This window comes from Nitrospirillum amazonense (assembly GCF_029594735.1).
GTDB lineage: Bacteria > Pseudomonadota > Alphaproteobacteria > Azospirillales > Azospirillaceae > Nitrospirillum > Nitrospirillum amazonense.
Genome location: NZ_JARPAF010000004.1, coordinates 1,826,815 through 1,842,224, shown reverse-complemented (window position 1 = coordinate 1,842,224; position 15,410 = coordinate 1,826,815). Strand labels below are relative to the sequence as shown.

General features: G+C 66.4%; 12 protein-coding genes. 8 read left to right on the top strand and 4 right to left on the bottom strand.

Features of this window, described 5'->3' with window-relative positions:
- Window positions 1–179: 179 nt before the first annotated feature.
- The gene (locus P5F91_RS29955; RefSeq protein WP_422394503.1) at window positions 180–479 is read right to left on the bottom strand and encodes a helix-turn-helix domain-containing protein; all 300 of its coding nucleotides are present in this window, start codon (window positions 477–479) and stop codon (window positions 180–182) included.
- Between the two features lie 263 nt (window positions 480–742).
- Here P5F91_RS29955 and P5F91_RS28755 point away from each other — a divergent pair, with 263 nt between their 5' ends.
- The 4 genes from P5F91_RS28755 (at window position 743) to P5F91_RS28740 (ending at window position 4,401) form a co-directional block, all read left to right on the top strand.
- Entirely contained in the window at window positions 743–1,219 is a 477-nt protein-coding gene (locus P5F91_RS28755) for a helix-turn-helix domain-containing protein (RefSeq protein WP_277908933.1), read from the top strand.
- An 892-nt stretch (window positions 1,220–2,111) separates the two neighbouring features.
- A complete protein-coding gene (locus tag P5F91_RS28750) occupies window positions 2,112–3,056 on the top strand; it encodes an HD-GYP domain-containing protein (protein WP_277908932.1) in 945 nt (314 codons plus the stop codon).
- A gap of 702 nt (window positions 3,057–3,758) precedes the next feature.
- Window positions 3,759–3,980 carry a hypothetical protein gene (locus P5F91_RS28745; protein WP_040842923.1) on the top strand — a complete coding sequence of 74 codons (222 nt, stop codon included), beginning with the start codon at window positions 3,759–3,761 and terminating at the stop codon, window positions 3,978–3,980.
- A complete protein-coding gene (locus P5F91_RS28740; RefSeq protein ID WP_145608879.1) occupies window positions 3,970–4,401 on the top strand; it encodes a helix-turn-helix domain-containing protein in 432 nt (143 codons plus the stop codon). Before P5F91_RS28745 ends, P5F91_RS28740 begins: the two co-directional genes overlap by 11 nt.
- Before the next feature lie 60 nt (window positions 4,402–4,461).
- Here the strand turns inward: P5F91_RS28740 and P5F91_RS28735 are convergent, their stop codons facing one another.
- Together P5F91_RS28735 and P5F91_RS28730 are read right to left on the bottom strand one after the other, a co-directional pair.
- Window positions 4,462–5,475: an NADP-dependent oxidoreductase gene (locus P5F91_RS28735; protein ID WP_145608880.1), complete on the bottom strand. Its 1,014-nt coding sequence runs from the start codon at window positions 5,473–5,475 to the stop codon at window positions 4,462–4,464.
- A 196-nt stretch (window positions 5,476–5,671) separates the two neighbouring features.
- Entirely contained in the window at window positions 5,672–8,584 is a 2,913-nt protein-coding gene (locus tag P5F91_RS28730; protein ID WP_277908931.1) for a TonB-dependent receptor domain-containing protein, read from the bottom strand.
- A gap of 473 nt (window positions 8,585–9,057) precedes the next feature.
- Here P5F91_RS28730 and P5F91_RS28725 point away from each other — a divergent pair, with 473 nt between their 5' ends.
- The gene (locus tag P5F91_RS28725) at window positions 9,058–10,305 is read left to right on the top strand and encodes an aspartyl/asparaginyl beta-hydroxylase domain-containing protein (protein WP_277908930.1); all 1,248 of its coding nucleotides are present in this window, start codon (window positions 9,058–9,060) and stop codon (window positions 10,303–10,305) included.
- 10 nt (window positions 10,306–10,315) lie between these two features.
- Here P5F91_RS28725 and P5F91_RS28720 read toward each other — a convergent pair whose 3' ends face one another.
- Window positions 10,316–10,918 carry a TetR/AcrR family transcriptional regulator gene (locus tag P5F91_RS28720; protein WP_277908929.1) on the bottom strand — a complete coding sequence of 201 codons (603 nt, stop codon included), beginning with the start codon at window positions 10,916–10,918 and terminating at the stop codon, window positions 10,316–10,318.
- Between the two features lie 202 nt (window positions 10,919–11,120).
- On the opposite strand from P5F91_RS28720, the gene P5F91_RS28715 reads away from it, so the two are divergent.
- From P5F91_RS28715 to P5F91_RS28705, 3 genes are read left to right on the top strand one after another with little or no spacing between them, the layout of a single operon-like run.
- Complete coding sequence (locus tag P5F91_RS28715) at window positions 11,121–12,617, top strand: efflux transporter outer membrane subunit (protein WP_277908928.1); 1,497 nt, start codon at window positions 11,121–11,123, stop codon at window positions 12,615–12,617.
- A 27-nt stretch (window positions 12,618–12,644) separates the two neighbouring features.
- A complete protein-coding gene (locus P5F91_RS28710) occupies window positions 12,645–13,832 on the top strand; it encodes an HlyD family secretion protein (protein ID WP_145608885.1) in 1,188 nt (395 codons plus the stop codon).
- 10 nt (window positions 13,833–13,842) lie between these two features.
- Window positions 13,843–15,354 carry a DHA2 family efflux MFS transporter permease subunit gene (locus tag P5F91_RS28705; RefSeq protein WP_145608886.1) on the top strand — a complete coding sequence of 504 codons (1,512 nt, stop codon included), beginning with the start codon at window positions 13,843–13,845 and terminating at the stop codon, window positions 15,352–15,354.
- Window positions 15,355–15,410 lie beyond the last annotated feature (56 nt).

Below are 15,410 nucleotides of genomic sequence, written 5' to 3'. Positions count from 1 at the left end.
GCGGCCCTTGCGGCGCCTCACCAGGATGGGGGTCATCTGCCCCCGATCCCGCATGCTGGATGCCACCAGCATGGCCCGGGCCGCGTCCACCTCGCGCAGGCGCTCCCCGATTTCGATGTCAGCGATTTCGGCATCAAATTCCGCGCCGATCTGCGGAGAATTCGTTTCGTTAACCATGTTCAGGCGGCCCTACTTTTCTGACAGGACGAAGGGACTTCCACCGCCTTAGGGTTGCGGTGTTCACGAAGTTCTTTCGTACGGTGATCGAGGCGGATGCCATGACAGGACCAGCGGTCGGGCCACAGCTCCCAAAGCGGGATTTTCAGGAAATCGGACAGGGCGCGCTCGCCACCGACATGGCGGTGACGCAGGGCGAAGCGGCAGGCGTCCTCATGCACGTCGGCAGCGAGGGCCACAGCTTTCAGCGTCGAGCCGCGTTTTTCCACGGCTGCGCGGATGTCGGCAGGATGCCAACCCATGCTATGGTGCTCCTTTCCACGGAATGCCCGGCATGGCTCCATGGCGTCGAAGAAGGGTTCTTTTCAGAAGGGTTCGTTATGGGAGGGATGATGATCGAATTTTTCGGTCTTTGCAAGCTCGGAACGTCGAAAAATTAGTTCCAAGGCGGCGACACTCCGCCTATTGAGCGAAAAATTCGTTTTTTCAATCGGTTCAATAGCTTGCGCGAGTTCTGGAACTCGACGTGGGCCGAAGAACCTTGGTTCCAGGAAAGTTCCAGGAAATGGCGCCGCCCCTTAAGCCAAAAAGCCCTTTTGCTGAGCGTCTGATCGAGGCGCGCGGCGACATGAAGCGGATCGATGCCGCCCAGGCTCTTAATTTGACCCCTGGCCGATTGGGCAGCTATGAGCAAGGGACTGCCGAGCCAAGCATTAACACGCTCGCGGCGATTTCTTCGCTTTACCGAATTTCTATACAATGGCTTATAACGGGCGAAGGCGAGATGCGGCCAACTGTGGCCGCACAGGGAATGCCAGCCAGCCAGGAACCTGCGCCGGCGTTGGACGTGGAGATGTTGCGTAGCGCCATCGCCAGCGTACGCCGCTTCGCCCAGGAAGAAGCCTGGGTCGACAAGGCGTCCCCTGAGGTGTGGGCGGAGATGGTGGCGGAGGCCTACCGCTTCCAGGTCACCACGTCCGAGGGCGAAAAGCGGCGGATGGTGGCGGAAGAGAAGGCCAAGACGGACCGGATGGCGGGGTGACCGTCACATCCCGTCACAAAGCGAATACAGTAGTATTCTTAGTAGTGTTAAAGGATGATTTACACCCTAAAGGGTTGACACGAACGCGATAACCCTTTGATATTGAGGGTGCCCCCCAGGCGTAAGGGCGGGGCGGTGGACCGGCCTAGTCCACCGAGGTACGCTACTACCTCCCAGCGCGTGCACTGATGACCCCTGGGTGTACACCCTGGGGTCAGCATACGGGGGTATTCGTTAAGATGGCGTTATCTCGGCCTGTTAAAACCGTCTCTTATCGTGATGAGGCGGGGCTTATATTCCTAAGGCGTAAGTATTCATCCAATTTGGTGTTGCCCGTTCCGCGTTTTCGCGCCCCGGTAACTGTCTTGCGCCTGCCTATTGTTCTGATGCGCGGCAAGACGCACGCCTGGAACTACGGCCTGTTGATGGCCCGCCAGGCGGCGTCTAAGAGCGGCCTAAGAGGGGTTGCCTCGGCCGCCCCGCCACTCCAATTTCATGTGTCGAAACCGCCCGCCAGGGGCGCCCACTCCAACCTCAACGCCGCCCCGCCCGCGCGCCTGGTGGTGGGCCTGGACTGCCCGGTTTGCCTGGGCTGTCCCACTGGATCCCGGAATGTCCCGCCAGATCCCGCCTCACTCCAATCTCATATGTCCCCTAACAGCAGGTCCAGGTTTAGCCGGACTTGCGAACCGCCAAAGCTACCCACCCGGCGAGCGACGCCACGGCCGGTGTGGCCGTGACCAGGTGTGCCGGCGACTTCAAGCAGGGGTGGGCTGGGTCCTAGGTGGTACTCCTTATGCCATCGGCCAAGCAGTCTATTACTTAGGAGCCGGTAGCAAATCCTTAAGCACTTCCCGCCAAGACTGCCTTCGTGGGTAGAAGGAGCGGGGTTATGGATATCGTCGTGATGCGTGCCGGGGCCCTGCTGGTGGCCGACGCCGCGCACCTGGCCGGATACTGGCCCGCCCTGCTGACCGCCGCCCTGGCCGCGGCCGTGGCCGTGCGCGAGGTGTTGCGCCGCCGGACGGCGGTCCGCGCCCGCCGGACGCTCGTGGCCCCACCGCCCCCCGACCGCTTGACGGAAATGAGCCGCATCCTGGCGACGGAGGTGGCTCAGCGCCGCCGGTCGGAAGTCATGCTGGTCAGTGCGCGGGCCCAGCTGGGTGAAGCGCAATCGCAAATGATCAACCGCCTGCGATCCGCCAGCGCCTTGCGGGATAACGAAACCGCCTCCCACACCGACAGGGTGGGGCAGATGGCCCGTCATTTGGCGCTGCTGGCGGGATGCGACGCTGAATTCGCCGACCAGCTGGCGCTGGCGGCCCCCCTCCATGACGTGGGCAAGATCGGCATCCCCGACGCCATCCTGCTGAAGCCCGGCCCCCTGGCCCCCGCAGAATGGGACGTGATGAAGACCCACACCACCATCGGCGCCGGCATCCTCATGGGCAGCGGCCTGCCGCTGCTGGACCTGGCGGCGGAGGTTGCCCTAAGCCATCACGAACGGTGGAACGGCCAGGGCTATCCCCGGGCACTGAAAGGCCCCGCCATTCCCTTGTCCGGCCGCATCGTGGCCCTGGTGGACGTGTTCGACGCGCTCATGTCCGCCCGGCCCTATAAGGAGCCGTGGCCCCTGTCTCGGGCCCTGGCCCACATCACCGGCGAGGCCGGCGCCCATTTCGACCCGAACCTGGTGCGTCTGTTCATGGACCAGATCCAGGATTTCGTTGCCATCCGGGAGCGGGACCGCGACGATGAGGCGATGCTGGGCGCCGACCAAGCCCTGGATTGGGAGGAAATGGCGTCCGCCCAGGTGATTCCCCTGCCGATGCGCTGACCTTCTATAATCCATTTATTGAAATACCCAGGAGCGGGGCCGCAACCATTTGAAAAGGAATGGGCACCCGCCTTTTTCATGTCCGGCCCATGTCGGCCGCGGGCGGTGACCGCATAGGCGGATTGGCGGATGGCGCGCGACGGGTGCGGCCGCTACCGTGGGACCAACGAAAAGGATCCCGTCAGGGACGCCCGAACCGGTAAAGGGCGAATGCCCATTTCTTTTCAGATGGTCCGGCCCCGCCGCTCAAGGTGGCGCCGGGTGGCGTTCCAGGCTTTGTCCGGGCTTCCCCCGTGCCTTCGCGAGAGGGGCGGCAAAATCGGCGCCTTAATCGTTCCTGCAAGCGACAGCTTTTGACGGCTCGTCCGTATAACGACAAAAGCGCACCTAATTCGTGTCGCCCTGCGGAAGAGATGGCTGAAGTGCCAAGGGGCGGCCCCGGTGTCCGGGCGGTTTAGGCCCGGGAACCAGGATTGGTTGCAGCGTTGCATCGGTGTGTTGGGCCCGAGCGATCATGAGTGCCATTTCTGCAATGGCTCAGGTTGATTTCGCAACCACCAGGCGGATCCCGCGTCCGGCTGATGGCGGCGAGGATAGGCCGGGAGACAGCGGATCTGGCGGTTTCGGGCGGTTTCGTCCCGCGTTCCTGGAAGGGGCACGACCAGGGGGCGTGGGGCGGGCCAAGGAAATGGATTTGCAGAAATGAAGATCAAAAGCGTCATCGTGATCGAGGTAGAGGCAGACGACTTCGTGGCGGCGGGTGACCATCAAGCGGCGATCCGCCGTCTGTTCGAGCCCATCATGGCCACCTACCCTCAGGCCAACCTCACATTCTCGCAAGTGAAGCAGCGCGCGGCTTCCCAGGTGCGGCCGTCCCTGCGCCTGGCCTCCAACACGGGGAACATGCACCATTATGACAGCTAATCAGAACGACCACCGCCATCGGCAGCGCAGCGCTCCCCTGGCGGCCCTGGAAGCCATGCGGGCGGTGGATGAGCAGTTCTCGCTGCAGGAGGCCTGCGGTTTCCTGTACATCTGCGAGAACGAAGGCATCAGCCTGCGGGAGCTGGGGATGTTGCTGCGGGCGCAGCCGCACACCGTGTCGCGCATCGTTGCCCGCCTTTCCACCGGGTTCGGCAATCGGGCTTCGGACCTGGTGGAGGCGCGTACGCTGCACCATGACAACCGCGTCCGCACCCTGCACCTGACGGAACGGGGCCGCACCTTGTGCCGCACGCTGAACAGCATCATCGTGCAGGCCGTACCCATCCTGGATGATGGGGAAGGCGCCCCCGCTGCCACCCGGTCTGCTACCGGCGCCACCTGGGCGTCCGCCTCGGCCTGACGTGAAGTCGCGATCCCCGGCGGCGGTTGGGCCGCCGGGGCGCGTCTTGTCCCGTCTTGCTCAGTCGGCGACCTTCAGGGCCAGCTTGCCGAAATTCTCCCCCGTGAACAGCTTCAGCAGCGTGTCGGGGAAGGCGGCCACGCCACCCTCCACGATGTCCTCGCGTGATACCAGCCGGCCTTCCTTGATCCAGCCGGCGATCTCCGCCACCGCCTGCGGATAGCGGTCGGCATAGTCGAACACCACCATGCCCTCCATACGGGCGCGGTTGACCAGCAGCGACAGGTAATTGGCCGGTCCCTTCACCGCCGTGGTGTTGTTGTACTGCGAGATGGCGCCGCACACGACGATGCGCGCCTTGCGCGCCAGCTGCGCCAGCACCGCCTCCAGGATGTCGCCGCCGACATTGTCGAAATAGACGTCCACGCCGTCGGGGCAGTGAGTGCGCAAATCCTTGCGGATGTCGCCGGCCTTGTAGTCGATGGCCGCGTCATAGCCCAGCGTCTCCACCGCGTAGCGGCACTTCTCCGGCCCGCCGGCGATGGCCACGGTGCGGCATCCCTTGATCTTGGCGATTTGTCCCACCACCGCGCCGACGGCGCCGGTGCCGGCCGAGACCACCACAGTGTCGCCCGGCTTGGGCTGGCCCACGTCCAGCAGCCCGAAATAGGCGGTCATGCCCGGCATGCCGAGCGCGCTCAGGTGCACGGGCAGGGGCGACAGGGCGGGATCGACCTTGGTCAGGGCCTTGGCCGACAGGGTGGCGTATTCCTGCACGCCCAGCGCGCCGCTGACGTAGTCGCCGGTGGTGAAGGCGGGGGCGGCGCTGGCCACCACGCGGCCGATGCCGCCGGCGCGCATGACCTCGCCCAGCCCTACGGGCGGGATGTAGGACTTGCCCTCGTTCATCCAGCCGCGCATGGCCGGGTCCAGCGACAGGTACAGGGTCTGCACCAGCACCTCGCCCTCGGCGGGCGGGCGCGCCGGTTCTTCCGTGCGCTGCCAGTCGCTGTCCTTCGGCAGGCCGACGGGGCGGGCCGCCAGGCGGATCTGGTGATTGGTGGGCGTGCTCATGGGCGGATTTCTCCCGGTATCGAAGGGCCGGCGTGCCCCGGCCTTGGCTGACGCGGGACGCAGCCTAGCGCCAAGCGGGTGGGACCGGTATATCGAAAATCATCGATACAATCTTATTTTGCACAAGATATTGCCAACAAAGGAAAACGGCGGGTCCGAAGACCCGCCGTTCGTCTTGACACGGGATGATCGCCAATCAGAAATCGGCGGTCACACCCAGGAAGAAGGTCCGTCCCAGGGTGTCGTAGATGCCGGGGAAGGTGTTGCCATTGCCGTAGCTGGACGTGCCGGCGATGCCGTAGACGTTGCTGTCCAGGATCGGCGGATCCTTGTCGAACAGGTTGTTGACGCCGAAGCGGACCGTGTAGTGGTCGTAGAGTGTGGCCGACAGGGCGATGTCGAAGTAGCTGTAGCTGTTGATGCGGCCGTCGGCCTTGTCGTAGTCGCCCGACAGCAGGGCGTTGCTGGTGTTCTGGTCCAGCTTTACGCCGCCGATGTACCGCCAGTTGCCGGACAGGTCGACGTTCCACGGCGTCTGCCAGGTGACACGCATGGTGTGGCGCCACATGGGCATGGGCTGGCCGCAGGTCACGCCGAACAGGCCGCGGCAGTTGTAGGCGCTTTCGCCCGGCTGCTGCTGCACCAGGTAGTTGGCCATCCAGGTGCCGTTGAAGTTGAACAGCACCGAACCGCGGTCCTTGACGTTCAGGTCTTCCAGGTCGACCAGGTAGTTCAGGCCGATGTCCACTCCCTGCTCGTTCAGGTAGCCGGTGTTCAGCTCGGTATCGATGATGTAGCCGCCGGTCAGCGCCAGGCTGCCGTTGCTGGCGCGGTGCACCAGGCTGCAGTAATAGCTGTCGCCGCTGTTCAGGCACTGGTTCAGCACGGACGAGGCCGACAGGGTGCTGATCAGGTCGGTCACACGGATGTCGAAATAGTCGACGGTTGCCGAGAAGTTACGCAGGAAGGTCGGGGTGATGACGGTGCCGATGGTCCAGGTGTCGGCCGTTTCCGGCTTCAGCGCGGTGTTGCCGCCGGTCAGGACGTTGCACTGCGAGGACGTGCATTCCGCGATGGTGCCGTACTGGGCGGCGGTGACGCCGGTGCGGGCGCACTGGGCCAGCGTGGCCGACGGGCTGGAACCCGCGCACGGATCGGAGGCGGAGGTCAGGCCCACGGTCTGGGTGGAATACAGCTCAAGGATGCTGGGGGCGCGGACGGCGCGGTTGTAGCCGCCGCGGAAGCTGAGGTCTGACACGGGCGCGTAGGTCAGGCTGGCCTTCCAGCTGTCGACCACGCCGGACGAGCTGTAGTCCGACCAGCGGTAGCCGGTATCCAGCACCAGGGCCTTGGCCCACTCCCGCCCCTCGATCAGCGGCACGCGCAGTTCGCCGTAGATTTCCTTCACATCGTAGGAGCCGCTGGAGTTCTGGGTGGCGCCGCCGGAGCCGGCCAGGTCGCCCGAAGAATTCTCCTCGTCCACCTTCAGATTCAGGCCTTCCTTGCGGTACTCGGTGCCGAAGGCGATGGCGACCGGGTTGTTGGCCAGCGGACTCTGCATCCCGAACCGACCGAAGTCGCCGGTGATGGACCCCTGGACCACGTCCTGGGTGACGTTGCCTTCCTTGAAGGAGGTGGTCTTGATGTAGTTCCAGGCGTCGCTGCTGATGCCGTTCAGCGAGAAGATGTTCAGCGGCACGCAGTTTAGGTCGGTGCCGTCGACGACGGACTGGCAGGTGGCCACCCCGTTCACGTTCACGACGTTCAGGGCCTTCTGGACCTTGGAGATGGAGACGTCGTTTTCGTAATGCTCGGTGTAGATCACTTCCGAGTGCTGGGCCGAGACGTCATAGCTCCAGCCGCCGCCCAGATCGCCCTTGGTGCCGATGACATAGCGGTAATCGGTGTGGCGGATGTCGTCGTACCGCTCCATGCCCGAGCCGCTGAAGCGCAGGCCGATGGTGCCCGACCAATTGGTGCTGGTGCCGGCGTTGCTGCCGCACAGCGCCGTCGCTTCAGACGCCGACATCAGCGGGTTGTCGCAGTTGATGTTGTACAGGGCGGAATTGAAGATGGCCGACGGGGCGATCTGGGCCCGGGTGTGGTCGGTCATGAACATGAAGTCGGTGTAGACGTCGAACGCCGGGCTGACCTCATAGTGCGCGAAGGCGCCGCCCGTGTACCGCTCGTCCTGGCGCTGCAGGTAGTTGTAGGGCCCGTAGTTGTAGGACAGGGCGTTGGTGTAAGGCACGAAGGTGGACGAGCCGTCCGGGTTCAGCGACAGGCCGGTGCCCGACCCGTTGGTACGGAAACGGCCATAGGTGTTGTTGCTGGACCCCTGGCAGACGTGGCTGTCGTTGTCGGCGCCCGAGACGGAAAGGGAGCAGGCGGACCAGTCGCGGCTGGACTGTTTCACCGGCTCCGTCCAGCGGTATGTCGCATAGGCGGTGACGTTGCCGCGGTTGTTGGGGGCGTTGGCGCCGATGATGAAGCTGCTGTCGCGCACGAAGCCGTCGAACTGGCTGCCCGGAACGGACACGCCGAAGTTCTTCAGCGCCGTCTGCGCTTCCTTGTTGTCGTTGTCGTGCTGGGCGGCCGACAGCTGATAGTCGACCTTCACGCCCTCGAAATCGCGCTTCATCTTGAAGTTGACGACACCGGCGACGGCGTCGGAGCCATAGACGGCCGAGGCGCCGCCGGTGACCACATCCACACTGTCCACCAGCGCCGCCGGGATGAAGTTCACGTCGGCGTAGGGATAGCTGGGGTCGCCCCCGGCCATGCGGCGGCCGTCGATCAGCACCAGGGTGCGCGAGGGGCCCAGGTTGCGCAGGTTGATGGTGGCCGTGCCGCTGGCGCCGTTGGACACGCCCTGCGTCTGGTCGGCGGTCACGCCTGGCAGGCGGTTCAGCATGGTCTCGACGTTGGTCGTGCCCTGCAGCTTCATTTCCTTGTCGGTGACCGTGGTCAGCGGGCTGTCGCTGCTCAGGTTCGCGGCCTGCTTGATGCGCGACCCGGTGACGACGATTTCCTGCAGATCGTCCTCCGCGGCAGCGGCGGTGCCCACCGCCATCGCCATCACGCATGCGGCCATGGAACCGGCCAGCATGGTCCCCATCAATGTCGTCGACGTGAGCAAACGTCCCCGGTCTGTCATTTTCTTCACTTGTCTCTTCTCCACCCAACCGCCTGTAACGGCGTCTTGACGGTCACGCCGGCAATCCCCGTGCTGAAAAGGGGCTGAGGCTGCCGGATCGCTTGGAGCAGAGTTTTTGAGGAGTGAAAAACGAGCGTCAACTAAACGCGATAATAACGATTCATATAGCGAGTCTATGTCACGTTTCAGTGACACTTAATCTTAATAACGCATCGTGATTTTGGTAACTGCTTCGTAACTGGCATTATATTTATTTTGATGATGCGATCAGTATTAGATGCAATGTCGTGCTTCCATTCTTGGAAGATTGCACAACGGCGGTGCAATTAAGCGCTTTTCCAAAAGGTTAGGGCTCACATCCCTAGCATTGCGGCCAAAGTTGTGCTGCCATGGCGGTGTTAAGGCGCCTACAACGGGGAGCAACGATGCAGCCTGATGTCCCAGCCCAGCGGTCCAATGCGGCCGCCATGGCGGCCATGAAATCAGGCAATTACGCGAACGCGCACGCCATCCTGGAAGAGGCGCTGCGCCAGTCGCCCGGGGAATTGCCGCTGTGGCTGAATCTGGCGGCGGCCCGCCGCGCCATGGGCCGCCACGCCGACGCGCTGGCGGCGGTGGACCATGTGCTGACGGTGGAGCCTCGGCTGTTCATGGCTTTGCTGATGCGGGCGTCGCTGCTGCAGGCCTTGGGCCGCAAGCGCGAGGCGGGCGAGGCCTACGGCGTGGCCGTGGCCCTGGGCGAGACGCAGCAGAATTTGGATCCGCCGACTCAGCGGGCGCTGGACCAGGCACGCAAGGCCCACGCCGCCCATGTCCAGGAGATGGCCGATTTTCTGCGCCCGGTGGTGGACCAGGGCGCTGCGCGGGGCACCAGCGCCGACGCCCGGCGCATGGCCTTCTTCACCGACCAGGTGCTGGGCCGGCGCAAGGTCTACACCCAGCAGCCGACGCATTATCACTATCCCGACATGCCGGCGATCGAGTTCTACGATCGCGAGGAATGCCCATGGCTGCCCACGCTGGAGGCCGCCACGGCCGACATCCAGGCGGAATTGGCGGCCATTCTGGCCGACGAGGCGCTGGCCGACGCCTTTATGCCCTACATCGACTATCGCGATGGCCTGCCCCTGGACCAATGGGCGGAACTGAACCGCTCCCCACGGTGGAGCGCCTTTCACCTGCTGCAGCACGGCCTGCCGGTGCCCGGCAACGCCGACCGCGCGCCCAGGACCATGGCCGTGCTGGAGCAGATGCCGCAGCCGCGCATGATCCGCCGGTCACCCGCCGCCATGTTCTCCGTCCTGAAGCCTCGCACACGCATCCCGCCGCATACCGGTGTCGCCAACACCCGCCTGGTGGTGCACCTGCCCCTGGTGGTGCCGCCGGGCTGCGGCTTCCGCGTGGGCAACCAGACGCGGGAATGGAGGGTGGGGGTGGGTTGGGCCTTCGACGACACCATCGAGCATGAGGCCTGGAACGACAGCGACCAAGTGCGGGTGGTCATGATCTTCGACATCTGGAGCCCGCGCCTGTCGGCTGCCGAGCGTGACTTCATCGCCCACATCATGGCGGCTATAGACGATTTCCAGGCGCAGCAGCCCGTGTCCGTCGGCGGTTTCGGCGCCGCCCCCTTGACGCCCAAGGCGGCGGGTGGCGGCTTCTCCAGCCTGTGACGCGGCCAGGTCAGCCGGCGGCGTAGGCGCGCAGGAACACGTCCACCGCCGAGTCCGCCGCCGTGTCGATGGCGGCGGGACCAGGCTTCTCCTTGGCGTCCAGCATGACCAGGTCCACGTGCTCGGCCTCCACCAAGCCACGGAAGTGGGCGGCGGCGCGATCGGCGTCGGCGCGACGCAGGCGGCCGCGGTCCATCAGAACGGTCAGATAGGCGGCGAATTTCGACCAGCCCACCTTGGGGCCGTTCTCATACAGCAGCCGCCCAACCTCGGACCGCGCCGCTTCCGACACCGCGATGCGGCGGATGGACATGGCCCAGGGCGACAAGACGAAGCGCAGATAGATGCGGCCCAAGCGGGTCAAGGTTTCCCGAACGTCGTCGTCGGGGTTCAGCGCCTCGAACGAGGCTTGCTTCATCTCCGCCGCGGCATGCGCCATGACGGCTACGAACAGTTCCTCCTTGGACCGGAAATAGCTGTACAGCGTGGCCTTCGACCCGCCGACCCGCGTCGCCAGCTCGGACATGGAGGCGGCGGCGAACCCGACCTCCTGGAATAGGGCGCCGGCGGCGTCCAGGATGGCTTGGCGGCGGGCTTCGGTCTTCACCTTCATGATGGCGCGCGTTCCTAAAGGCTGGCCAGCCGGCTGGATTTGGTGGGCCGTGGTCGATGGCGGCGACCATGCCCGTACGGTTCCGCGACGGCAAGGCGTAACATTTCATAACTAAACCGTACGGTACGTTTATGGCTTGACCAGATCGCCACGCAAGCCCATAAAACCAAACCGTACGGTTTATTTATGCCAGTAGGCCCTCATGTCCGCCCCCGCTTCCCTTCCCAGCCGCCCGTTGCAGCGCCTGGGCGTTTCCCTGTGCCTGTCCGCAGCACTCCTGGGCCTGTCCGCCTGTGCCTGGGTACCGGAGGTGGGCCCGGCGCCCGCGCCGCGCGCCGCCGCCGGCTTTGCCACACAAGCCAGCTTTGCCCCTTCCTCTCCCGCCATCGCCGCAGTCGCTTGGCCGCAGGATCGGTGGTGGGCCGCCTATGGCGACGCCCAACTGGATGCGCTGATCGAGGAAGGGCTGGCCGGCGCGCCGGACCTGGCGGCGGCGGCGGCGCGGCTGCGCAAGGCCGAGGCCCTGGCCGACCAGGCGGATGCCGCCCTGCTGCCGCGCGTGACCGCCAACGCCCAGGTGACGGAGGACAAGCAGAGCTACCGCTACCTGTTCCCGCCAGCCTTCGTGCCCAAGGGCTATCACGAGGTGCCGCGCGCCACCCTGGACCTCAGCTATGACTTCGATTTCTGGGGGAAGAACCGCGCCAGCCTGGCGGCCGCCACCTCGGACGCCGAGGCGGCGCGGGCGGAGGTGGCGCAGGCCCGCCTGACCCTATCGGCCGGTATCGCCGCCGCCTACGCCGACCTGGCGCAGCAGGCGGCCGACCGCGACGCCGCGGCCGAGGCGGTGGACGTGCGGGTGCGCAGCACGAATCTGGTACGCCAGCGGCGGGAGAACGGGCTGGAAACCCTGGGCGCTGTCCGCCAGGCGGAAGCGCGCGAGGCGGCAGCCCGGGGTGACTTGGCCGCCCAGGACGAGGCCATCGCCCTGACCCGCAACCGCCTCGCCGCGTTGATGGGCGCCGGGCCCGACCGGGGCCTGTCCATCCAGCCGCCGGCCGGCGCCAGCCTGAAGGCATTCGGCCTGCCGGCCAACCTGGCGGCCGATCTGCTGGGCCGCCGTCCCGACGTGGTGGCCGCCCGCCTGACGGTGGAGGCGGCGGCCAAGCGCATCGCCGTGGCCAAGGCCGCCTTCTATCCCAACGTGAACCTGGCGGCCTATTTCGGGGTGCAGACCCTGGGCCTGAACGCCCTGACCAAATCCGGCGCCACCATCGGCAGCGTCGGCCCGGCCGTCAGCCTGCCCCTGTTCGAAGGCGGGGCGCTTGCCGCCCAGTATCGGGGTGCCCGGGCCGACTACGACGCCGCCGTCGCCGATTACGACGGCACGGTGGCCAAGGCACTGCAGGACGTGGCCGACGCCGCTGCCAGCGCCCGCGCGCTGGAAACGCGGCTGACCCACGCCCGCGACGCCATGGCCGCGGCCGCCGATGCCCATCGCATCGCCACCGCCCGGTACGAGGGCAAGCTTTCCACATACCTGGACGTGCTGACGGCGGAGGACACCCTCATCACCGACCGTCGCGCCCTGGCCGATTTGCAGGCACGCGCCTTCACGCTGGACATCGCCCTCATCCGCGCGCTGGGCGGCGGCTATCAGGCCGCGCCCGCCGCTCCCCAAACCGTCGCCGCCCGCTGACCCGCCGCGCTCCCGAGGATCATCCCCATGTCCACCCCGTCCCGCACCCCCGCCGCCGAGGCGGCCGAACCCTCCTCCGTCCATGTCCTCGCGCCGGCCGCCAGGAAGCCATCGCCCCGGCGCCACCTTTTCGCCGGCCTGGGCGCCGTCGTCCTGCTGGCGGGCTTGGGTTATGGCGGCTATCGCCTGGTGACGGGCGGTCGCTACGTTTCCACCGATAACGCCTACGTCAACGCAGACGCCGCGCAGGTGACCTCCTCCGTCGATGGTACCGTCCGGGCCGTGCCGGTGGTGGACACGCAAAGTGTGAAGAAGGGCGACGTGCTGGTGCTCATCGACGACACCGACGCGCGCATCGCCCTGGCCCAAGCCCAGGCCCAGCTGGGCCAGGCGGAGCGCCGGGTGCGCGGCTACTTCGCCAATGATGGTGCCCTGGCCGCCCAGGTGGCGGCGCGCGACGCCGACGCCGCCCGGGCCGAGGCGCAGCTGACCTCCGCCCAGGCCGATTATGATCGCGCCCGGGTGGATTTGGACCGGCGCCGGGCGCTGGCCGCCTCCGGCGCCGTGTCGGGCGAGGAACTGACCAGCGCCCAGAACGCCTTCGCCACCGCCACCGCCAACTTGGCCGTGGCCAAGGCGGCCCGGGCCCAGGCCGCAGCCAACCGCGCCGCCGCCCAGGGCTCGCAAAAGGTGAACACCGTGCTGATCGCCGACAGTGACGTGGCCACCAATCCCGAGGTCATGGCCGCCCGCGCCCGGGTGGAGCAGGCCCAGGTGGATCTGGGCCGCACGACGGTGCGGGCCCCCTTCGACGGCGTCGTCGCCCGCCGCCAGGTGCAGGTGGGCCAGCGGGTCAAGGCCGACACCATGCTGATGAGCGTGGTGCCGGTGGGCGAGGCCTATGTCGATGCCAACTTCAAGGAGGTGCAGCTGGCCCATGTGCGTCCCGGCCAGCCGGCGGAGCTGACGGCCGACCTTTATGGCGGGGGCGTCGTCTTCCATGGCCAGGTCGCCGGCCTGGCCGGTGGCACCGGCTCCGCCTTCGCCGTCATTCCGGCCCAGAACGCCACCGGCAACTGGATCAAGGTGGTGCAGCGCGTGCCCGTGCGCGTGGTGCTGGACCCCAGCGAGCTGGCGATCCATCCCCTGCGCGTCGGCCTGTCCATGAACGTCACCATCGATACGGCGCCGACTGGCGCCGCCGGCAAGCGCTGAGGGACCGCCCATGAGCAGCGCCGTCTCCGACGCCGGGGCGCCCAAGACCCTGGCCGGCGGGCAATTGGCCGTGGCGGCGCTGCTGCTGGCCGCCGCCAACTTCCTGGTGGTCCTGGACACCACCATCGCCAACGTCTCGGTGCCCAACATCGCCGGTGGCCTGGCCGTTTCCTCCAGCCAGGGCACCTTCGTCATCACCTCCTACTCGGTGGCGGAGGCGGTGACCGTGCCGCTGACCGGTTGGCTGGCCGGCCGCTTCGGCACCGTGCGTACCTTCGTCATCGCCATGCTGGGCTTCGGCATCTGCTCCGCCCTTTGCGGCTTCGCCCAGTCCCTGGGCATGCTGGTGCTGTTCCGGGTGTTGCAGGGCCTGGCCGGCGGGCCGCTGATGCCCCTGTCGCAGACCCTGCTGCTGCGCGTCTTCCCCAAGGAAAAGGCGCCGTCCGCCATGGGCATCTGGGCCATGACCACCCTGGTGGCGCCCATCCTGGGGCCCATCCTGGGCGGCACCCTGTGCGACAGCTGGGGTTGGCCCTTCATCTTCTACATCAACGTGCCCATCGCCATCCTGTGCGCGGCGGCCTGCTGGGTCCTGCTGAAACTGTTCGAGACGCCGACCGTTCGCCCCCGCTTCGACCTGGTGGGCCTGATCTTGCTGATCGTCTGGGTGGGCGCCCTGCAGATCATGCTGGACGAGGGCAAGGACATGGACTGGTTCTCCTCCACCGAGATCGTGGCGCTGGCCATCGTCGCCGCCATAGGCCTGGCCGCCTTCCTCATCTGGGAACTGACGGAGGCGCATCCGGTCGTGGATCTGAAGGTCTTCCGCCATCGCGGCTTCGCCATGGCGGTGCTGACCATCAGCCTGGGCTTCGGCGCCTTTTTCGGAGCCACCGTGCTGACGCCGCTCTGGCTGCAGAGCAATATGGGCTACACCGCCACCTGGGCCGGTTACGCCACGGCGGCCACCGGCATTCTGGCGGTCATGGCGGCGCCCATGGTCGCCAGGATGTCGGCCAAGGTCGATCCGCGCCCGCTGGTGTTTTTCGGCCTGATGTGGCTGGGCCTGGTCACCTTCTACCGCAGCGGCTCCAGCACCGACATGACCTATGGCCAGATCGCCTTTCCCTTGCTGTTGCAGGGTCTGGGCATGCCCTTCTTCTTCGTGCCTCTCACCGGCCTGGCGCTGGCCAGCGTGACGGTGGAGGAAACCGCCTCGGCGGCGGGCCTGATGAACTTTCTGCGCACGCTGTCGGGCGCCTTCGCCACCTCCCTCGTCAACACGCTGTGGGAGGATGGCGCCACCCGCAACCGGGCTGAACTGGCGGATTTGCTGCGTCCCGGCCTGGTGGGTCCCGACCTGTCCATCCAGCAGTTGGACCGCATCGTGCAGGGCCAGGGTGTCATGCTGGCCACCAACCAGATCTTCCTGGGGGTGGCCATCGCCTTCGGCCTGTCGGCCCTGGTCATCTGGCTGGCACCCAAGCCCACGCGTGTGGCCGACACCACCGGGGTGCACTGAGGCGGGCCCCCAGTCGCCGGCGCCCACAGCTTGGCCAAAGAAAAGGCCCCGCCCGG